The sequence below is a fragment of the Streptomyces sp. DSM 40750 genome (genome assembly GCF_024612035.1).
Classification (GTDB): domain Bacteria; phylum Actinomycetota; class Actinomycetes; order Streptomycetales; family Streptomycetaceae; genus Streptomyces.
Map to the genome: position 1 here is coordinate 595,108 of NZ_CP102513.1, position 19,909 is coordinate 615,016.

At 69.2% G+C, this 19,909-nt stretch carries 14 protein-coding genes and 2 pseudogenes; 6 read left to right on the plus strand and 10 right to left on the minus strand.

From position 1 onward, the window contains the following. Window positions 1-18: 18 nt before the first annotated feature. Window positions 19-1,422 (minus strand): NAD(P)-binding domain-containing protein, encoded by a 1,404-nt coding sequence (locus JIX55_RS02910; protein ID WP_257561621.1) that lies wholly within the window; start codon window positions 1,420-1,422, stop codon window positions 19-21. 1,106 nt (window positions 1,423-2,528) lie between these two features. Here JIX55_RS02910 and JIX55_RS02915 point away from each other — a divergent pair. Continuing rightward, the gene (locus JIX55_RS02915) at window positions 2,529-2,906 is read left to right on the plus strand and encodes an ArsR/SmtB family transcription factor (RefSeq protein WP_257561622.1); all 378 of its coding nucleotides are present in this window, start codon (window positions 2,529-2,531) and stop codon (window positions 2,904-2,906) included. Between the two features lie 181 nt (window positions 2,907-3,087). On the opposite strand, the gene JIX55_RS02920 is transcribed toward JIX55_RS02915, so the two are convergent. From JIX55_RS02920 to JIX55_RS02945, 6 genes are all read right to left on the minus strand, one after another. Then, entirely contained in the window at window positions 3,088-4,521 is a 1,434-nt protein-coding gene (locus JIX55_RS02920; RefSeq protein ID WP_257561623.1) for a family 43 glycosylhydrolase, read from the minus strand. Next, complete coding sequence (locus tag JIX55_RS02925; RefSeq protein WP_257561624.1) at window positions 4,503-5,513, minus strand: arabinan endo-1,5-alpha-L-arabinosidase; 1,011 nt, start codon at window positions 5,511-5,513, stop codon at window positions 4,503-4,505. The genes JIX55_RS02920 and JIX55_RS02925 overlap by 19 nt, the downstream gene beginning before the upstream one ends. 290 nt (window positions 5,514-5,803) lie before the next feature. Beyond that, on the minus strand, window positions 5,804-6,601 hold the full coding sequence (locus JIX55_RS02930; RefSeq protein ID WP_257569195.1) for a carbohydrate ABC transporter permease: 798 nt from the start codon (window positions 6,599-6,601) through the stop codon (window positions 5,804-5,806). 59 nt (window positions 6,602-6,660) lie between these two features. Further along, the gene (locus JIX55_RS02935) at window positions 6,661-7,608 is read right to left on the minus strand and encodes a carbohydrate ABC transporter permease (RefSeq protein ID WP_257561625.1); all 948 of its coding nucleotides are present in this window, start codon (window positions 7,606-7,608) and stop codon (window positions 6,661-6,663) included. Continuing rightward, on the minus strand, window positions 7,605-8,975 hold the full coding sequence (locus JIX55_RS02940) for an extracellular solute-binding protein (protein WP_443046692.1): 1,371 nt from the start codon (window positions 8,973-8,975) through the stop codon (window positions 7,605-7,607). The genes JIX55_RS02935 and JIX55_RS02940 overlap by 4 nt, the downstream gene beginning before the upstream one ends. Window positions 8,976-9,538: 563 nt before the next feature. After that, the gene (locus tag JIX55_RS02945) at window positions 9,539-10,240 is read right to left on the minus strand and encodes a PE-PGRS family protein (RefSeq protein ID WP_257561626.1); all 702 of its coding nucleotides are present in this window, start codon (window positions 10,238-10,240) and stop codon (window positions 9,539-9,541) included. 480 nt (window positions 10,241-10,720) lie between these two features. On the opposite strand from JIX55_RS02945, the gene JIX55_RS02950 reads away from it, so the two are divergent. Continuing rightward, entirely contained in the window at window positions 10,721-11,098 is a 378-nt protein-coding gene (locus tag JIX55_RS02950; protein ID WP_257561627.1) for an STAS domain-containing protein, read from the plus strand. A gap of 537 nt (window positions 11,099-11,635) precedes the next feature. On the opposite strand, the gene JIX55_RS02955 is transcribed toward JIX55_RS02950, so the two are convergent. Continuing rightward, on the minus strand, window positions 11,636-12,328 hold the full coding sequence (locus JIX55_RS02955; protein WP_257561628.1) for a response regulator: 693 nt from the start codon (window positions 12,326-12,328) through the stop codon (window positions 11,636-11,638). A 463-nt stretch (window positions 12,329-12,791) separates the two neighbouring features. Here JIX55_RS02955 and JIX55_RS51335 point away from each other — a divergent pair. Next, window positions 12,792-13,070 (plus strand): annotated as a pseudogene (locus JIX55_RS51335) (universal stress protein); the annotation flags it as partial. A gap of 592 nt (window positions 13,071-13,662) precedes the next feature. Further along, the gene (locus JIX55_RS02960; RefSeq protein WP_257561629.1) at window positions 13,663-14,685 is read left to right on the plus strand and encodes a DNA-directed RNA polymerase subunit alpha; all 1,023 of its coding nucleotides are present in this window, start codon (window positions 13,663-13,665) and stop codon (window positions 14,683-14,685) included. Window positions 14,686-15,180: 495 nt separating this feature from the next. Here JIX55_RS02960 and JIX55_RS02965 read toward each other — a convergent pair whose 3' ends face one another. Further along, window positions 15,181-16,167 (minus strand): TIGR01777 family oxidoreductase, encoded by a 987-nt coding sequence (locus JIX55_RS02965; protein ID WP_257561630.1) that lies wholly within the window; start codon window positions 16,165-16,167, stop codon window positions 15,181-15,183. A gap of 492 nt (window positions 16,168-16,659) precedes the next feature. Continuing rightward, window positions 16,660-17,187 carry a GNAT family N-acetyltransferase gene (locus JIX55_RS02970; protein ID WP_257561631.1) on the minus strand — a complete coding sequence of 176 codons (528 nt, stop codon included), beginning with the start codon at window positions 17,185-17,187 and terminating at the stop codon, window positions 16,660-16,662. A gap of 435 nt (window positions 17,188-17,622) precedes the next feature. On the opposite strand from JIX55_RS02970, the gene JIX55_RS02975 reads away from it, so the two are divergent. Both JIX55_RS02975 and JIX55_RS02980 read left to right on the plus strand, forming a co-directional pair. After that, window positions 17,623-18,684 (plus strand): glycoside hydrolase family 5 protein, encoded by a 1,062-nt coding sequence (locus JIX55_RS02975; RefSeq protein ID WP_257561632.1) that lies wholly within the window; start codon window positions 17,623-17,625, stop codon window positions 18,682-18,684. A 321-nt stretch (window positions 18,685-19,005) separates the two neighbouring features. Then, window positions 19,006-19,713 (plus strand): annotated as a pseudogene (locus JIX55_RS02980) (AfsR/SARP family transcriptional regulator); the annotation flags it as partial. Between the last annotated feature and the right edge of the window lie 196 nt (window positions 19,714-19,909).

Below are 19,909 nucleotides of genomic sequence, written 5' to 3' on the forward strand. Positions count from 1 at the left end.
CTTGGGTAGGTGGGGAGTTCAGCAGCCACCGGAGGTGGTGGCCGGGGCGCCGATGCCGATCTGGAGGGTGGCCGGGGCAGCGCAGCAGCCGCCGGACTGCTCGGCGTCCTCCGGCTCGTCGAAGAGGCCGGCGCCGCCGCACACCCCTGTCTCCGGAAGGGTGAGTTCCACGCGCTCGGCGGCCTCCTGGTCGCCGGCGAGCGCGGCGGTGATCGAGCGGACCTGCTCGTAGCCGGTCATGGCGAGGAACGTGGGGGCGCGGCCGTAGGACTTCATGCCGACGAGGTAGATGCCCTGCTCAGGGTGGGAGAGCTCGTTCACGCCGTGTGGGTAGACGGTGCCGCAGGAGTGGACGTTCGGGTCGATGAGCGGGGCCAGGGCGGTCGGGGCCTGGAGGCGCTCGTCGAGTCCGAGGCGGACCTCGGAGAGGAAGCCGAGGTCGGGGCGGAAGCCGGTCAGGACGATGACCTCGTCGACCGGGTCGAGGCGGCGGCCGTCCTCCGCGACCAGGGCGATCCGGTCACCGTCGCGTTCCACAGCCCGAGTGCGGAATCCCGTCACCGCACTCGCGTGGCCGGCCTCGACGGCCGCCTTGGCCCGCAGGCCCAGCGCGCCGCGCGCCGGGAGTTGGTCGGCCTCTCCTCCGCCGTACGTGTTCGAGCCGATGCCACGCCGCAGGATCCACACGGCGTGCGTGCCGTGCTGCTCCTTCGCCAGGCCGGCGAGGAGCGCGAGGGCGGTGAAGGCGGAGGCGCCGGAGCCTACGACCGCGGTGCGCTTGCCCGCGTAGCGAGCGCGTTCGGCGGGGTCGGTGAGGTCGGGCACGCGGTGGGAGATGCGGTCGGCCGCCGACTTCTCGCCGAGGGCGGGCAGGCCGTCCGCGCCGGCGGGGCTGGGGGTGGACCAGGTGCCGGAGGCGTCGATGACGGCGCGGGCGGCGATCCGCTGCTCATGGCCGTCGGCGGACTGGATGTGCACGGTGAAGGGCTGCTCGTCGCGGCCGGAGTCGACGATGCGGTCGCGGCCGGCGCGGGCCACTCCGGTAACCGTGGTGCCGTAGCGGACCTGGTCACCGAGTACGTCGGCCAGGGGCTGGAGGTAGCGCTCGGCCCAGTCGCCGCCGGTCGGGTAGGTCGTGCCGTCTGGGCGTGCCCAGCCGGTGGGCGCCAGCAGCTTCTCGGCGGCCGGGTCGATGACCTCGCCCCAGGTCGAGAACAGTCGGACGTGCGACCACTCCCGTACGGCGCTGCCCGCCGCCGGCCCGGCTTCCAGGACCAGGGGTTCGATGCCGCGCTCGACGAGATGCGCGGCGGCGGCCAGGCCGACGGGGCCGGCTCCGATGACCACGACGGGCAGCTGGTCGGTGGTGAGCACGCTGTTGACGGACACAGCCACTGGGGTCCCCTTTGTTTCGACATCCATCGATCTCTCACCCTCAGCATGGCACCTGTTTCGATAAGCGTCAACATAGACATCCATCGAATCCGGGGCCCAGGGCAGTGGAACGATCGGACATCGCGGTGATCGGGGGCGGCCAGTCCGGGCCGGCCGCAGCGCATGCTCTGCGTCGGCAGGGCTGGGACCGGCGGCCCTGGGGGCCTCCGACCGGGCAACCGGGTCACGGCCGCGCCACCACGCAGGCCTCACGTTCTTCTCCCCCGCCGGATACAGCGCACTGCCCGGCGCGCCTCTCGATGGGGACCCGATCGCTATCCGCACCGGGACGGGGTCGCCACCTGCCTGCTGCTCTACGTCGACCGTCCGCGCGCCGACATCCGTACGGGGGCACGCATCCGGGAAGTGCGGCCCCTACCGGCGACGGCTTCAACATCGCGCTGGACGACGGGAGCGAACTGTCTGCGCGGGGCCTGGTAGCGACCTCCGAAAGCTTCGGCCGCCCTCAGCGTCCGGTCCTGCCGGGGCCGGCGGACTTCGCGGGGCGCGGGGCCGCACGCAGCCGAGTATCGCGCGCCGGAGCCGTTCGCCGGACAGCGCATGGGGGCCTGTCGGCGCCGGACACCCATGCGGAATGCCGCCGCACTGGCCCCGTACGCCCAGGTTCCCCTCGCCGGGACAGACACCCTCCCCCTCGGCCGATTTCTGCGTACGCCTCCGGCTCGGCTGCTCATCGACAACGGCCGCCACCGGGCTGCCATCACTTCCGGCACTCCGGACCGGCGTCCCGTGTTCACGGGGTCGACGCCATCAAGGTCACCTGGGCCGACGGCGGCAGCGAGGAGGTCGACGCGATGCCGCCGACCACCGGTCACCGTCCCGACCTCGGCCACCCGGCCCCGCTCGACGCGTCGACGACCACGGCCGCCCCATCCACCAGGAGGGCTTCTCGCTCACCCAGCCCGGCCTCGCCCCCGGAAGGGCCGGAATGACAGCGCAACCTGGCCTCGAACCCCCTCCGAGGCGCCGGCAGGGACGAGAGCCGGATCGCCCGACGCCTGGCGGCACACGTGCACCGGGGCTGACCCTGCGGACTCTGGCAGCTCTGGTTCGACGTATGTCAACATAAACGTATGTCGAACATCAGGGCACTTCCGCTGCTGGAACCCGAGGCGGCCGAGGGTGTCGTGCCGTGCTGCCCGCCGCTCACCGAACGGCCACTGACGGCCGAGGAGGCCGAGCGGACCGCCGCGATGTTCAAGGCACTCGGCGACCCGGTCCGCCTGCGCCTGTTCTCGCTGGTCGCCTCCCACGAGGACGGGGAGGCGTGCGTGTGCGACATCTCCGACGTCGGGGTCTCCCAGCCGACGGTCTCCCACCATCTGAAGAAGCTCAAGGAGGCCGGGCTGCTCAGCTCCGAGCGGCGCGGCACCTGGGTCTACTACCGGGTGGAGCCGTCGGTGGTGGCCGCGATGGGGCAGATGCTGACCGCAGCCACCCCCACGGCCTGACCCAGGTCGACGATCTCTGCTTGACCGGCGCTGCCCGAGGCACGGGAGAGAACAACGAGCCTGTCACGGGCCAGTGTCCTTGTCACGTGAGCCGGCCGGGAGGATGGGCCGAGTCGCTCAGGACCTCCGCCGACGGGTTCCCTGTCCTCCCGGCCGCCGTTCCCGCCGAGGTGGGGCGTGCTCAGGCCGGCTTGAGCTGCCACTGCTGACAGGTGTTGTTCAGCCACGACCACTGGCGTACGTCGGCTCCGTCGGCCGTGGAGCAGTCGGCGACATCGGCGACCTTGCCGGTGGCCTGGTTGACGATCCGTACATAGCCGCCGCTCGTGGCGAGGAACCGGAACCGCTGGCAGGTGTTGTTCAGCCAGGACCACTGGCGCAGATTCGCGCCGTCGGCCGAGGAACAGTTCTCCGTGTCCAGGACCTTGCCACCGGCGACGTTGACCAGGCGGTGGGTGTCATCGCCCAGGTCCTCGAGGCGCCAGCGCTGGTTGTTGCCGCCGCTGCACGTCCACTGCTGCACATTGGCCCCGTCGGAGCTCGAACTCCCCGCTACGTCGAGGCACTTGCCGCTGTTGCGGTTGACGAGCGTGTACGTCGTCGAGGCGGACGACGGCTCCCCCGAGGGCCCGGCGAGCGAGGCGCCGAGCCGCACCGGCGTACCGAGGTTCGGCGTACCGTCCGAGTTCCAGCTGAACTTCTGCGCCCGCGTCGTCCGGCCGTTGTCGCAGCCTTCGCTCGCGCTGTCGTTGGCGTGATAGACGATCCAGCTCTCGGTGCCGTCAGGCGAGGTGAAGAAGCCGTTGTGCCCCGGCCCGTAGACTCCGTTCGCGTCGTTGCGCTGGAAGACGGGCGTGGACTTCTTCGTCCAGGAGGAGGCCGCCAGCGGGTTGGAGCCGGTCAGCTCCAGCTGGCCGAGCTTGTAGTCGGGTGTCCAGCAACCGCTCGCCGAGTAGACCAAGAACGTGCGACCGCCCCGCTGGAGTATCTCCGGACCCTCGTTGACCGTGCCGCCCGAGCGCTCCCAGTCGTGCGTGGGTGTGGAGATCGTCGAGAAGGAGCCGCTGACCGTGTACGGGTTGGACATCCGCGCGGCGACGATGTTCTGCGTGCCGCCGCTCGCGCTGCCGAACAGATACAGGCTTCCGTTGATGGTCGCCACGCTCGGGTCGAGCATCCAGGCACTGCCCAGCTGGTTCTTGTAGGTGTACGGGCCCATCGGGTCCGAGCCGGCGCTCTCCAGGACGTGGGTGCGCTGGGTGGGGATGTAGTCGGAGACGTTCTGGCCCGCGACGTAGTACAGGTACCAGCGGCCGTTCAGGAAGTGCAGCTCCGGCGCCCAGATGTTGCAGCAGCGCGAGGCCGCGTCACCCGTCCACACCTGGACGCTCGGCGCGGTCGAGAGACCGGCGAGTGTCGGCGACTTGCGGATGGTGATGGCGTCGGTCCAACTCGTCGTCACCAGGAAGTAGTTGCCGTTGTGGTACGAGATCCAGGGGTCGGCGCCCTTCTGGGCCTTGACCGGGTTGGCGAAGGAGGCGGCGCTCGCCGGGGACTGCCCCAAGGAGAGCGCGAGCAGGAGGGCCGCCAGCAGGGTCAGTAGGCGACGGGCCATCCGCTGCTCCAGTTCAGAAGGTTGATGCCGAGCTTCGGAGTGCCGTTGTCCTGGCCGTCGTAGTAGTGGTAGACGATCAGGTCCCCGTCCGCGTCGTTCATGATCGACTGTCCGCCGGGGCCGATGTACCGGCCGTGCGACTCCAGCACGGGCGTTCCGCCGTTGTTCATCATGGCGACGCCGTTCTTGTCGTGGTACGGGCCGGTGATACTGGTGGCCCGGCCGACCTTGACCTTGTACGTGGAGCTGGTGCCGGCGCAGCAGGTGTCGTACGAGGCGAACAGGTAGTAGTAGCCGTTCCGTTTGACGATGTACGGGGCCTCTACGGCCTTGGTCCCGGTGGGGCGGGAGGCGAGCGAGTAGCGGGTGGTGTTGGACGAGAGCTGCTTCCCGGTCGACGGGTTGATCTGGATCATCTTGATCCCGGTCCACCAACTGCCGAACGACAGCCACCACTTGCCGTCGTCGTTCACGAAGAGGTTCGGGTCGATGGCGTTGTAGTCGTTCGACGAACTCGACGTGTAGACGATGCCCTGGTCGGCCCAGCTGCCCGGCCGGCCGGTCGTCGACGTCGCCAGCCCGATGGCCGAGTTCTGCGAGCCGAAGGACGAGACGGAGTAGTACATCAGGTACTTGCCGCCGTGGTACGAGATGTCGGGTGCCCAGGCCTCCGGTACGGAGGAGTAGGTGCGCCACCAGCTCGGTCTGCCGGAGAAGGCGTCCGCGCCGCCGCTGAAGGCGATGCGGTTGGTGGAGTTGCGGTTGCCGATGCCGCCGCCGGTGGCGTACAGCAGGTACTGGCCCGACGATGTGCGGATCATTGTCGGGTCGTGGACCACGATCGAGCCGGTGACGGTGCCCGGGTTCGGATACGCGGACGCCGAGCTCGGGACGAGTGCGAGCAGGATCGCCGCGGGGACGGCGAGGAGAGCGGTTCTGCGGGCGGTTCTGCGGGTGGTTCTGCGAGCGCCTTTGCGGGAGGTGCGGCTCACGCGGATCCTCCTTGCGTGGGGGGACGGCCCCGTTCGAACGTGGTCGGCATGCTCGGAGCATGCAGTACGCTCGGACAGGTTCAGCGCGTTCGGCATTATGAACGCCGGTCACGACTTCGAACGGGACCGTAGAATCGAACCCCTTGCGCGTCAACGGTTCGCGCAGCAACTCCCGTCACTACGATCGTCGAATCGCGTTCGACAACTCACCTGTCGCACGGGGCGCTTGACACCACGGAACGAGTCGGCGGGCCGGCTGCCCGGGCACATTGCGCCCGGCAGGCCGTCCCTCACTGCCCCGCCAACCCCGTATGCGCCACCCCCCGCACAATCTGCCGCTGGAACAGCGCGAAGACGATCAGGAGTGGCAGGCCCGCGATGACGACCGACGCCATCATCTGCTCGTAGCGGAGGCCGTAGGACGTCTGGACGTTGACCAGGCCCACCGGGAGGGTCATGCCGCCCGGATCCGTGGTCACCAGGAACGGCCAGAGGAAGTTGTTCCAGGTCGAGATGAACGTGAAGATGCCGACCGCCGCCAGGACCGGACGGGACAGGGGCATCACGATCGTCCAGAAGACGCGCCAGCGGCCCGCGCCGTCGACGAAAGCCGCCTCCTCCAGTTCGCGGGGGACGCCGTCGAAGAACTTGACCAGGATGAACACCATGGCGGGGACGGCGACTTGGGGCAGGATCACACCCCAGTACGTGTCGACCAGGCCCAGCTGCACCATCTCTGCGAACAACGGGGCCATCAGCACCTGGGGCGGCACCATGATCCCGGCCAGAACGACGGCGTACAGCACCTTGCGGCCACGGAACTCCGTGCGCGAGAAGCCGTACGCCGCCATCGCGCACAGCAGAACCGTCAGGATCGTCGTCATCACCGAGATGTACGCCGTGTTGAACATCCAGCGGCCGATGTCGCCCGCCTCCCACACCTTCTGGTACGCGTCGAAGGTGAAGTGGGAGCCGAGCCAGCGCAGGGGCGTCCGTGTCGCCTCTCCTTCCGGTTTGAAGGACGTCGCCAGGGCCCACGCCAGAGGGAGCACCCACACCACCGTCAGGAGCAGGGCCGCGGCCAGCATCACCCAGCGGCCCGGGGTCCAACGGGCCTTGCGGCCCTCGTCCGTTGACAGCAATCCGCTCACGCCGACTCTCCACTCCGCCGCGACAACCGCAGCTGTACCAGCGACACGATCACGATCAGGGCGAAGAAGAGGTACGAGACCGCCGAGGCGTAGCCGATGCGGTAGCCGGTGAAGCCGGACTGGTAGACGTACTGGAGGATCGGGCGGGTCGAGTCGTCGGGGCCGCCGCCGGTCATGATGTACACCTGGTCGAAGATCTTGAGGGAGGCCAGGATCTGGAGGACAAGGACGACTCCCGTGGTGCGCTTCAGCAGGGGGAGGGTCACGTGCCGCAGCCGCTGCCACGCGCCCGCGCCGTCCAACTCCGCTGCTTCGTAGAGGTGTTGAGGGATCGACTGCAACGCGGCCAGATAGAGAAGGAAGTTGAAGCCGACCGTCCACCAGATGGTGGCCGCCACGATCGACAGCATCGCGTACCGCTCGTCCGTCAGCCAGCCGATCCCCGGGTGCAGGCCGAACCAGGCGAGCAGCTGGTCCGCGAGGCCGAAGTCGGAGGGGAAGATCACCCAGAGGAAGAGCAGGCCGATCACGCCCGACGGCAGGAGGAAGGGCGCGAACCAGGAGAGCCGCCACAGCCATTGGACGAACCGCAGATGGTGCGAGAGCAGGGCGAGAACCAGGCCCGTCACCACCAACGGCACCGTGGACAGGATCGTGAACCAGATCGTGTTCCACAGCGACGACCAGACGCCCGGGTCCTGGAAGGCCTCCGTGTAGTTGTCGAAACCGACGAACTCCCCTCCCTCGCCGGTGATGTTGTCGCTGCGCAGGCTCATCCCGATGCCGGACACCAGCGGCCAGAGCAGGAAGAGCGCATAGGTGAGGAAGAAGGGGGCGATGAACACCAGTCCGTGCTCGGTCCACTTGCGGCGGACGGTGACGGGTTTCGCCCCCGACCGCTCCGCCGGGACCGGGACGGTGGTCGCGGTCGTCGTCGTGGTCACGCGGCACCTCCTTCGCCGACAAGTGCCCCACTGACGGGCGCCTTGCCGACGGGACCGCTGCCGAGCGGATCGGGCGTGTCGAGCAGCTTCCGCAGCCGCTTCTTCGCCTCACGCAGGGCGCCCGACGGCGTGCGCGATCCGGTGAGTACGCCCGAGAAGACCGCGCCCAGCTGGATCCACATCGGCGAGGCCGAGCCCACGAACCAGGCCGGCTGGTCGAGGACCACGTCGTCGATGACGGACCGGTACGCGGACTGCGGCTCCAGTTCCAGATAGTCCGGTCGCGTCAGCGTCGGCAGATACGCGGGGACATGGCCCCCCTTGGCCCACTCCACGGAGTGCTTGAGCATCCAGGCGACGAAGGTGTGGGCCGCCTCGCTCGCCCCGGCCGAGCGGCCGTCCTGGTGCGGGAGTACGAAGGAGTGGCAGTCGGCCTGGACGGTGGGACGCCCGAACAGCGCGGGCACGCGGGTCATGGAGAACGGCAGCTCGGCGGTGGTGAAGGTCGACACCTCCCACTCCCCGTTGAGATGGAAGGCGGTCCTGCCGGCGTTGAACACCCCGATGGAGCCGGGGTAGTCGACGCGGCGCACCATCAACCCCTCCGCCGTGAGCCGGGCCAGGAACTCCAGGATCTCCAAGGCCTTGGCGTCGTCGAGCGTGAGGCGTCTGCCGTCCGCGGACAGGACGGTGCCGCCCAGCTGCGAGTAGAAGGTGGCGAACAGCCGCCAGGGTGTGACGCAGTCCGGTCCGGTGGTCTCGGCGCTCAGACCGGGCGCGCCCGTGGCCTTCTTCGCCGCGCGCAGGGCGTCCATGAACTCCCGTGCGCTGCCGATGGGTTGGAGCTGCTCGCCGTCTGCGAGCAGCCCGGCCTTCTCGCAGACGTCGGTGTTGTAGTAGAGCACCATGGGGTGGGTGTCGAGCGGGATCGCGTACTGCTGCCCGCCGACTGCGCCGCGCTTGAAGATGCCCTCGGGAAACTGGTCGGTTCCCACGCCCAGTTCACGCAGCAGGTCCAGGTCGAAGGGGTCGAGGAGCCGCCCGGGCCCGAACCCCGCGAGCCGCGCGAGGTGGAGCACCGCCACCTCGGGCGCCCGCCCGCCGACCCCCGCCATCCCCAGCTTCGTGTAGTACGGAGTACCCCACTGAAGCTGGGTCGCCTCCAGGTCGATCTCCGGGTGCTCCTTGGCGAACGCGTCGACCAGCGCGCTCATATTGGCTCCGTCGCCCCCACCGAAGAGGTGCCAGTAACGCAGCCTGGTCCTCCCCTCGGCCCCGAAGGAGGGCGCGGCACACCCCGCCGCACCCAGCACCAGCCCTCCGGTGCCGACGAGTAACTTCCTTCTGCTCAGACGTGGTTCATCGATCACGGCCCGTCCCTCAGTCGTCCGAAATGCCGAACAATGCTCGTGAATTCGGACGGACGGTAGATTCGAAGCGCTTCCGAGTCAACGGTTCACACAGGCATTCGCACAACGGGCCGGCCGGTGGCGGCCGTCCGCCGGGGTGGCCGAGAATCGCAACGGCCTGGAGGCCATGGGTGAGTACCTGAGCGAGATGGCCTGACCGTGCCGACTGTCCTCGTGGCGGGTATCGACCACACGTCAACCCCGATCCCGCATGGGGGCGCGAACAACTCTTGCCTCCGCGTGATCCGGCGGCGAGGGCCACATGGTTCTCGATGAACGCATGTGGCCGCATCGGAGCGACGTCCGGACATGCGTCAGCCGCGGGCGATGGACTCAGCCCTTTCAGGGTTGATCGCGCGAACCCTTCAGGCGGCCGGTCTGGACAGGGTGCTACCTGCCTTGGCGCGCGTGGCCTCGACCGCTTCCCACCGCTCGGTGCTGGGGTTCGCGAGTGCGGCCGGGAGTCTGCATCCGGGGTGCCTTCCGCGGCATGACCGACGCCCGGTCGTTTGACGGCGTGATCAGCGCACCAGCGCCGCTGCCACCATGGGCGGCAGCACGTCGCACAGGTCCGTGACCCGGACATGGCCGGCGTGGCGCTCGGTGAACTCCGCGACGGAGACGTCCAGGGAGCCGAAGGACTCCTCGAACACGCGGCGCGCGTGCGGGGTGCGGTCCAGCGCCCAGGCCGCCGTCGCCCTGGAGGTCCGCAGGAAGCGGCCGGGCTCAGGTCCGACGACGAACAACTCGGCGCGTCGGCCCGTGCGGTCGGCGGCGAGCATGACCAGGTCCTTGAACGTCTGCCGCTTGCGCATGGCGTCCGCGCCACGCCACCGCGCCAGTTTGAACTCCGCCACGCGCCGGTCCGTCTCCAGGTCGAACGGCCGGTGCGGGTCGTTGCCGGCGGCCAGCGAAGGACGTACGGCGATCTCCTCCCCGTCCTCCAGGAGATGCGGCAGCGCCAGCACGATCCCGGCCGCGTGGATAAGGTCGTTCAGCCGGCCGAGGCTCTCACGCACCGTCAGCGCAGCCACCATCAGATCGGGACCGATACCCCGGGCGGCGGCCATGTCACCGACCTCCCTCGCGGGCCTTCCCACCAGGTCCCGCTCCAGAGAAGCGATGGCCGCGGTCAACGGCTCGGCCCCCAGGAAGCCCGCCAACAGCGCGACGGCCTCACCCAGTTGAGGAGCATCCATGCCATCGACCGCTTCGTCTGTCATGAACGGCATTGTGCCCGGTGACACTTCGGCAGCCAGGACCAGGTCGGCCTTCGTAAGGGGCCGATCTGGACTGCTGCACACACCAGTGCCGCTTCTGCGGGCGCAGTGAGACGGCCTGGTAGGGAAGAACACGGACCGCGGGGCGTATGGCCACCGAAATGAGACGGCGCAGCGGTGACGGGCTCTGCATGTGAACTGCGGCCGTCCCGACCACGGCAGCAGCCCGGGCCGGCGCCGCAGAGGCTCTGCAACAAACGTTCGCCATGGCCAGCCGCATCGGGTACTTTCGACTGCGGCAGCCCCAGAAGTCGCCGCGTATCAGGGCGAGTTGGCGCAGCCGTGAAGACCACAAGCTCGGCAGGAAATAGCTCCGCGCCCGTCACAGCAGCATCGTTGTGACGCGAGTGGTTGTGTGCCGACTGGAAGCAGCCGGGCCCCGGAGGCGGTTTCCTCGGCGAGAGGACGGAGCAACCGCAAATCATGAGCAGCCGCCCCTTCCCGTTCGCCCTCCACCACCGCACCGTGGACGGGACGATGGTCCTGGAACTCCACGGCGAAGTGGACCTATGGGCGCAGCGAGAGCTTTTCCCCCGCGTAGCGGAGCTGCTCGGTCGCCCATCCCCCGACGTCGTCGTCGATCTACGTCCGGTGATCTTCCTCGACGCCGGCGGACTGCGCCTGCTCGTGCAGATCAAGGACCATGTCGCACTCCGGGACGGCAGCCTGCGACTCGTGCGCGGCACGCCAGCGGCGTGGCGGGCAGTGCAGATCACGCGCCTGGACCACGTCTTCACCGTGGTGAACGACCTGCCCGGTGCCGCGGCAGACCGTTCACCGGGAAGGGCCCTGCCGACGTGAGCAGCCCCGCGGCCGAAGTGCTCATCGAGCACCTTCACCATGGGCGCCACGCAGTTGGTGGTGCACGAGGCGTTGGAGACCACGTGGTCGCTCTCCGGGACATACCACGTCCACGCCGAGGTCCGCCCAGTCCAACTCGGCCGGGACAGTAGCTGTTTCAGATCCAGTGGTCTGTGACGCTCTGTGACTGATGGGCCGGTCGGTGGAGCTGGTCCGGTAGGCGTGAGCCGCGTGGGCGTCTCCACGGCCAGCACCGCCCGCGTCGTGTACGAGGCGATCCGCAGGGGTGCGGCGGCAGGGGAAAATAGTTCATGGCGATGTGCAAGAAATGCGGTGTGCGAAAGCGCCGTTGGCCCCGTTCCTGCTCTCGGTGCCGTTCGGAGTGTCTGCCCACGCGCCCGGTCATGTCCGTCGTCCTGCGATCAGTGCCGCCCGGCGGTGTCCGGGGTGCGCTGCCGGCCTGGTGGCCGGGGAGGGGAGCCGGCTCGGGCCGCTTGGGGGTCAGATGAGGGACGTCCGGCCCTGCGTCGCGGACGCTCAGTGTCCTTCGTGCCGGAGCCGGTCCTGAGCCTGCGTGGCGATGACCGCGGCCTGGATGCGCCGCTCCACGCCGAGTTTGGCGAGCAGGCGGGAGATGTGGTTCTTGACCGTCTTCTCCGCGAGGTAGAGGCGCTGGCCGATCTGCCGGTTGGTCAGGCCCTCGCCGACCAGGGCGAGGATCTCCCGCTCCCGGGCGGTGAGTCCTGGCAGGGCGTCCGGCTCCTCCTGCGGCTGCTGGTCCTGGCGCAGCCGGGCCATCACCTTGGCGGTGGCGCTCGGGTCGAGCAGGGACTGGCCGGCGGCCACCGTGCGGACCGCCGAGACCAGGTCCGAGCCCTGGATCTGCTTCAGCACGTACCCGGATGCGCCGGCCATGATCGAGTCGAGCAGGGCCTCCTCGTCATCGAACGAGGTCAGCATCAGGCAGGACAGTTCCGGCACGCGTGAACGCAGCTCGCGGCAGACGGTCACGCCGTCGCCGTCGGGCAGGCGCACATCGAGCACGGCCACCTGCGGGCGCAGCGCGGGAACACGCGCCAGGGCCTGCTCGACGGTGCCTGCCTCGCCGATCACGGTGATGTCCGGCTCGTCGTTCAGCAGGTCGTGCACCCCGCGCCGTACCACCTCGTGGTCGTCCAGCAGGAAGACCCGGATCGGGTTGTCGGTACCGGGTCGCTCGCTGTCCGCCATCGACGGCTCCTGTCCTGTGTCATCTGTCTCCGGAACCGGAAACCGCCAGATGGGCGGGACCGGTCCTTCCCCGTCGCAGATCCTGCGCGATTCCGGGCCTAACGGCCAGGGCCGAACGGCCCTTTTCGCTCTGTCGTTCCCGCATTCCCACGCGCGTACCGGTTTTGACCGCCTGCCCGGCGCCGGCCAGTGGACACCGAGAAGTCCGGGCGGGCCTGACCATGAGGACCATGCCGTGCGAGTCGGAACCATCGGCCCCTGGAACCGCGCCCGCGTGGCCGTGAGGCCCGGGACGAGGGTCGGCCCCCATCGTCCGCGGCCCGCTGGTCCCGTATCCGAAGGTCTCTTCCATGATCCGCCCCATCACCGTCGCTCCGGACGGTTCCCCGAGAGCCCGGCCGCCGCCGACTGATCCACCCGTGAGGCGCTGCGTCGTGCCGTGCCGTGTCGCTGAATCGGGTGCATGCCGGGATCTGGCAGCCGCACGACGTGCCCATCATCCAGGACCTGGACCTCCTCGCTGGGGGAGCATTTTGCGGGAGCCGAGGAAGAACTGCGCGGCAGGCATCCGGAACTGACGGAACTGACGGCCAGCACCGAACAAATCTCCGACACCACAGCCGAGGTGCTGCTGGGCCAGGCGGAGAGGGCCCAGGTCCTGGTGCCGGGCTCCAGCGGTCACGGCACCACCGCCGGGTTCCTGCTCGGCTCCGTCGGGCACCAGGTGCTCGCCCGTGCGAACAGCCCGGTTGCGCGGGGGTCGGTGGTGCAGGGGCCGCAAGTCCCCGACCGGGGCCAATGGGCCCTGCGGGCGGTGGCACGGCGTGGACCAACGGCCCGCCGCCCTGCTCGGCTCCTCCCGCCTGCTCTGCGTCGGCCCGGAGTCGACGACCCCGCGGTGTCCGTGACGCAGGAGATCCTCGCACGGCCACGAGGAGTTCGCCCGGGACGACTCGCACGGCTCGTAGACGGCGACGGAACGACCGTCGACGTGCGCTCGATGGGGTTCTCCGAGGGGACGCGCGTATCGGCCAAGCACGGCGCCGTGAGCGGTGCGCAGCGCCCCTGCCATACTGTTCCGACCAACGCCATGTCGCGACATCGCCCGTCCTTGGCAGCGTGTGTCTGTTGTCCGCCTGACCGTTCTGCTCGCCCCAGAGCTGGACGCGGGCAAGCAGAAACAGCCGTGGGACTGCGGGCGGAAGGGAAACCCGAAGCCTCCTTGCCGGGGTGGAGTCGGGTGGCTCGGCCTCTTCGGAGGCCGTATCGCCCGTACCCTTCATGGTGTCTATGGCGTCACGTAGCAGGCGCCGAACCACTGGAGGCAACACCTCGTGCTGATTGCTCAGCGTCCATCCCTGACCGAAGAGGTCGTCGACGAGTTCCGCTCCCGGTTCGTGATCGAGCCGCTGGAGCCGGGCTTCGGTTACACCCTCGGCAACTCCCTGCGTCGTACGCTCCTCTCCTCGATCCCGGGTGCGGCGGTCACGTCCATCCGTGTCGACGGTGTCCTGCACGAGTTCACCACCGTGCCGGGCGTCAAGGAGGACGTCACCGACCTGATCCTCAACATCAAGCAGCTGGTCGTCTCCTCGGAGCACGACGAGCCGGTCGTGATGTACCTGCGCAAGCAGGGTCCGGGTCTGGTCACCGCCGCCGACATCGCGCCCCCGGCCGGTGTCGAGGTGCACAACCCCGACCTCGTCCTCGCCACGCTCAACGGCAAGGGCAAGCTGGAAATGGAACTGACGGTCGAGCGTGGCCGCGGTTACGTCTCCGCCGTGCAGAACAAGCAGGTGGGCCAGGAGATCGGCCGTATCCCGGTCGACTCCATCTACTCGCCGGTTCTGAAGGTCACGTACAAGGTCGAGGCGACCCGTGTCGAGCAGCGCACCGACTTCGACAAGCTGATCGTCGACGTCGAGACCAAGCAGGCGATGCGTCCCCGTGACGCCATGGCCTCCGCCGGTAAGACCCTGGTCGAGCTGTTCGGTCTCGCCCGCGAGCTGAACATCGACGCCGAGGGCATCGACATGGGCCCGTCCCCCACGGACGCCGCGCTCGCCGCCGACCTGGTACTGCCGATCGAGGAGCTCGACCTCACCGTCCGGTCGTACAACTGCCTCAAGCGTGAGGGTGTCCACTCCGTGGGTGAGCTGGTCGCCCGCTCCGAGGCCGACCTGCTCGACATCCGCAACTTCGGTGCGAAGTCGATCGACGAGGTCAAGGCGAAGCTGGCCGACATGGGCCTGGCCCTCAAGGACAGCCCTCCCGGATTCAATCCGACCGCCGCCGCTGACAGCTTCGGTGCGGGCAATGACGCGGACGCGGGCTTTGTGGAGACCGAGCAGTACTGAACGCAGCCGAACCCGATCAACTGAGCCGTGTCCCGCTCGATGACGGCGAACCCGTACTCAATCCGCGGAGCTTCCGTTGCAGAGGCGATGGATCACACCGTGATCTGCTCGACCTGCTCCGGAGTGCGGGTTCGAACGGCAGTTGCTCGGTGACCTCGGGGCTGCCGCAGATGGCGTGGACCGCGCGTTGCGCGCGCGGTCCGTGTCAGCAAAAGTGATGATCTCGGTGTGGGGCATGGGGATCTTCCCGATGAACAGTGGTCGGTGCGGCCGTCGTGGTGCCGACTCTGTAGTCCGGGACCGCACCGGCCCCTTGCGGTCATTGCTGGAAAATCCGCCTTCGGCGGCGGCGCCATCTTCTTCCGTGCCGTGATGGGCCGGCGACAGGCGCCTTGGCGCGGGAGGTCGTCGGGGAGCTGTTCACCACAGGGGGTATCCGGCCGACAGGTTGGCTGTGTCGGTTTCTGTGGACTCTGGTCCACTTATCGTGGTCGTCTACAGGGCATGGCTGTTCGATTCACGGGTCCGACGTGATGCCGGGCGGGCTGGCCTGGCCTGCTGTGCGAGGGATGTAGCGGCTTTCTGCCACTCGGGATGCTCGAAGGTGAACCCGGCCGTGCGCAGCCGGCCCGGCACCACCCGGCGGCTCTTGAGCAGCAGTTCGGTGTCCGAGCGCAGCGCGAGCGCCCCAAGCTCGGCCATCCAGCGCGTCGCCGGCAGGCCCACCGGGACGCCCCAGGCCGTGCGCAGCGCCCGCATGAAGTCGCGGTGCGGAAGGGGGGCGGGTGAGGCGAGGTTCACCGGTCCCTCAAGGTCGTCCCGGGCGATCAGGAACTCCACCGCTCGCACGAAGTCCTCGGCGTGGATCCAGGAGACGTACTGGCCGCCGCCGGCCACCGGACCGCCCAGCCCGCATCGCGTCAGCCGCGACAGCATGTCGAAGACACCGCCCCGATCCGGGCTCATGACCATCGCCGCGCGCAGCGCCACCTTGCGGGTGGCGGGAGTCGGCGCCTGGGCCTGCGCCCGTTCCCAGTTCTGCGCGATGGCAACGCTGTACGCCCAGTAGTCCGGCACCCCGGTCTCCGAGCCGCCGATCACCCCGCTCGCCTCGTCGTGTGCCGCGTCGAAGCGGTGGGCGTAGATGGTCGCCGTACTCATCTGCAGCCAGACGCGCGGTGGCCGCGCGGCGCCGGCGATCGCCTCGCCGACCACCCGCGCCGAATCCACCCGGGAGTCCATCATGGCCCGCATGTTCTCGGCGGTGTAACGGCAGGAAACACTGCGCCCGGCCAGGTTGATCACGACATCGCAGCCGTCGATCGCCGCGCCCCAGCGGCCCGGCGTGGCCCCGTCCCAGCCGATGTCGTGCGCCCGCACCGGACGCCGGGTCAGCACCGTCACCTCATGGCCCGCCGCCGTCAACGCACGGTCGAGAATCGTGCCCACCTGTCCGGTTCCCCCGGGCAGCACTACCTTCATCGAACCCCCTCGGCTTCACTCGGAACCAGGGTAACCCTTCTTTTTGAACACGTTCAACTAGAGAATCCGACAGACGTCAGGATGAGGCGGCCGACACGGACGGGCCGACCGGCACCCCTTCCCCACAGGCCCGTGAGACTCGGTCACACCAACAGGACGCGTTCGCGGGAAAGTTCGAACCCCGCACCTGGCGAACATGTGGCGCTTCCTCAAGCATCTTGATCCGATTGCCATGGCCTTCCACGACGCCCGGGCTCCAAGGCCGTGCCAGACGGGCGATGACTGCGTGGAAGTCGCGTTCGAGGTGCGCCGGGCGAACCGCTGGAGGCCGCCCGCCTCGCGGCCCCGACCGCCACGAAGCCGGGGCCGCGCCAGTGACGCCGAGGGACCCGCGCACGCCTGGTGTGCGGGCAAGCACGGACTCCTCGCGCGGGGCGCCCCACTCCGAGCATGCCCACCTGCCCGAGCCGAGCAGGCGTCACGGCCGGTGGATCAGTGCGGGTGTCGCCCGACGCTTCGGCGCCATCGGATCTCGCCCTCGTGCCACTCGTCGGTGGGCGTGAGCCCGGCGGAGGTGGCGACGGCAGCGGATGCCTGGTGTTCGGGGTGGATGTGGGCGATGACAGTCCGCACCGGCAGTCGGCCGAGCCAGTCGACGAGCGCTCGGGACGCTTCCGTGGCAACGCCCCTTCCCTGCCACGCGGTCCCCACCACCCAGGCGATCTCGGCAACGGGCTCGTGGCCGTCGGAGCTGATCGTCGCCTGGACCGTGCCCGTCAGACAGGCTTCGTCACGGAGCCGGATCACCCAGTTCAGCCAGGAGACGAACGGGTCGGGAGAGCCTGCGGTCATGCGCCGGTAGCGCGAGCGCAGAGCTTGCGGCGTGTCCGGGGCGCCGCCGATGAAGGTGTGCAGGGCTGGATCGGACAGCACCGCGGCCATCTCCTCGGCGTGCTCGACGCGAAGGGGCAGCAGGTCCAGGCGCGTGGTCCTGATGGTCTGGGCGTTGAGGGTGCTCATGCCGCTACCCCCGCGGGGCGCTCGACGGGGCAGCCGTGTTCGAAGCGGACTCCGGCCCGCGCGAGGGCGACGAGATGAGGCGTGTTCAGGGGCCGTCGGCGGGACCGGGCGGACTCCACCAGTCTGACGACCATGGCGATACCTACACTCCTGGTGCCCCTCGTTCGCGGCCGGGCCGTGACCCCCGTCGACTCGCTTGGACGCGTGGTCCGCAGGGGACAGTCGGGCGTAGCGGCGGGAGCCGGCGTGCCTGTCCGGAGTCGGCGCGTCAGCCGGGGCAGTCTTGCCAGTCTTGTCATGGCCCTTGCAAAGGTCCGTACCAACTGCTAATTCCCTTTCTGTTAGGAAAGTTTCCTACCAGTCAGTCGCATAGTCAGTCCACTGACCCGATCGAGAATCGTCGATTCTCGTCACAGACCGTCAGGAGTTCCCCCCATGAGACCGGCACGATCCGTTCTGCTCGTCGCCGCGCTGCTCCTTCTCGGCCTTGTCCTGATCCCAGGAACCGCACAGGCCGGTCCCGCGGCCCCCGCTCCCCTCCCGGCGGCCATGGCCCCCTCGGCGGCCACACCGGTCGCCGCCAACGGACAACTCGTGGTCTGCGGCACCAAGCTCTGCAACCAGCAAGGAAAAACGATCCAGCTCCGAGGTATGAGCACCCACGGTCTGCAGTGGTACAGCCAGTGCGTCAGCAACGGCTCGCTCAACGCGCTCGCCACCGACTGGAAGGCGGACGTACTGCGCATCTCCATGTACGTCCAGGAGGGTGGCTACGAGACCGATCCGCGCCGCTTCACCGACCTGGTTCACTCCGCCATCGAGCAGGCCACGGCCCGCGGCATGTACGCCATCGTCGACTGGCACATGCTCGACCCCGGCGACCCGCACCAGAACCTCGCCCGCGCCAAGACCTTCTTCTCCGAGATCGCCCAGCGCCACCGTGACAAGAACAACCTGCTGTACGAGATCGCGAACGAGCCCAGCGGGGTGAGCTGGTCCCGTATCAAGAGCTACGCCGAGCAACTCATCCCCGTCATCAGGGCCAAGGACCCCAACACCCCGATCCTGGTCGGCACCCGCGCATGGTCCTCGCTCGGTGTCTCGGAGGGCTCGAACGAGTCCGAGGTGGTCAACAACCAGGTGAACGCGGCCAACATCATGTACACGTTCCACTTCTACGCGTACTCGCACCGGGACGAGTATCTCCAGACCCTCGCCCGCGCGGCCGACCGCATACCCGTCTTCGTCACCGAGTTCGGCACCCAGAACTACTCGGGTGAGGGCGCGAACGACTTCACCATGTCGCAGCGCTATCTCGATCTGCTGGCAGCCAAGAAGATCAGCTGGGTCAACTGGAACTTCTCCGACGACGAACGCACCGGCGCCGTGTTCAAGCCGGGGACCTGCGCCGGCAACGGTCCGTGGACCGGTACGTCCTCCCTCAAGCCCGCGGGTGTCTGGATCCGCGACCGCATCAGGACGACGGACGACTTCTGACCGGGGACGCTGGATACGACGGGAGCGGCTCCCGGCACCCCAGGGCCCGCTCCCGTCGCCGCCCGCCCTGACCGGCGTACGCGTCTGGGCGGCCGTCACCGCGCGGGCGTGGCGACGTCGGCGCTGTGCAGGACCACGCCCGCGACGCTTCACCACCGAGTTCCGTGAGGGCGGGATTCGGTCGCCCCGACGACAGCGGACCTCGTCGGCCATGGCTTCGCCGGTGCCGAGCGGAAGACGAAGTACGCTTCCGCGGTCCGCATGTTCTCCGTGACCCGTGATATTCCGGATGCGTACGATGCCGAGTTGGTCCAATTTGGCATGCACGCGAAATGGGCGCGCGGAAACGGGGACGCTGTGACCTTGGAATACCGTCTGCTCGGCCCGGTCGAGGTCTGGTGCGGTGGCCGCCGTCTGTCGCTGGGCGGGCCCAAACCCCGTGCTCTGCTGGCCACGCTGCTGCTGCGGCCCGGGCGGGTGGTGTCCGCCGGTGCGCTGATCGACACGGTCTGGGGCGACGAACCGCCGGACTCGGCACGCGCGTTGATCCAGACGTATGTCTCCGGGCTGCGGCGCGCGCTGCCGGCCGAAGCCGACGGGATCAAGACCCGTCCGCCCGGCTATCTGCTGCGCGTGGACGGCGAACGCGACCGGATCGACCTCGGGGATTTCGAGCGCCTCACGGCGGCGGCGCGGGACCGGGCGGCCTCCGGCGACCACCAGGGCGCCTCCCTGCTCTTCCGCGACGCGCTGGAACTGTGGCGCGGCTCGGCCCTCGGCGGGGTCGGTGAGGCGCTGCGCGTCGAAGCCGAGCGGTTGGAGGAGGCGCGGCAGGCAGCCCTGGAGGACCGTATCTCCGCCGACCTCGCCGTACCGGGCCATGAGCAGAACCTGGTCGGTGAGCTGAGAGGCCTGGTCGGCACCCACCCCACCCGGGAGCGGCTGCGCGGGCACCTGATGCTCGCCCTCTACCGGCTGGGCCGACAGGCCGACGCCCTCACGGTGTACGCGGAGGGCCGTGCCGTTCTCGCCGACGAGCTGGGCATCGATCCGGGCCCGGCGTTGCGGCGGCTGCACGAGGCGATTCTGCGGTCGGACCCGGAGCTGATGCCGACCACCGCCACGGACAGGAAGGAACCGCCCCCGCACCCGCTCGCCCTCCACCCTCCGGTTTCCTCCCACCGGCCGGCCGCCGCCGAAGCCGCGGACGACGTCCGGGGCGGGG

What these genes read in the sequence shown, in the direction of transcription:
- JIX55_RS02910 (WP_257561621.1), bottom strand. Translation starts at nt 1,422, where the DNA reads ATGGATGTCGAAACAAAGGGGACCCCAGTGGCTGTGTCCGTCAACAGC.
- JIX55_RS02915 (WP_257561622.1), top strand. Translation starts at nt 2,529, where the DNA reads ATGTCGAACATCAGGGCACTTCCGCTGCTGGAACCCGAGGCGGCCGAG.
- JIX55_RS02920 (WP_257561623.1), bottom strand. Translation starts at nt 4,521, where the DNA reads ATGGCCCGTCGCCTACTGACCCTGCTGGCGGCCCTCCTGCTCGCGCTC.
- JIX55_RS02930 (WP_257569195.1), bottom strand. Translation starts at nt 6,601, where the DNA reads ATGCTGGCCGCGGCCCTGCTCCTGACGGTGGTGTGGGTGCTCCCTCTG.
- JIX55_RS02945 (WP_257561626.1), bottom strand. Translation starts at nt 10,240, where the DNA reads ATGACAGACGAAGCGGTCGATGGCATGGATGCTCCTCAACTGGGTGAG.
- JIX55_RS02950 (WP_257561627.1), top strand. Translation starts at nt 10,721, where the DNA reads ATGAGCAGCCGCCCCTTCCCGTTCGCCCTCCACCACCGCACCGTGGAC.
- JIX55_RS02955 (WP_257561628.1), bottom strand. Translation starts at nt 12,328, where the DNA reads ATGGCGGACAGCGAGCGACCCGGTACCGACAACCCGATCCGGGTCTTC.
- JIX55_RS02965 (WP_257561630.1), bottom strand. Translation starts at nt 16,167, where the DNA reads ATGAAGGTAGTGCTGCCCGGGGGAACCGGACAGGTGGGCACGATTCTC.
- JIX55_RS02970 (WP_257561631.1), bottom strand. Translation starts at nt 17,187, where the DNA reads ATGAGCACCCTCAACGCCCAGACCATCAGGACCACGCGCCTGGACCTG.
- JIX55_RS02975 (WP_257561632.1), top strand. Translation starts at nt 17,623, where the DNA reads ATGAGACCGGCACGATCCGTTCTGCTCGTCGCCGCGCTGCTCCTTCTC.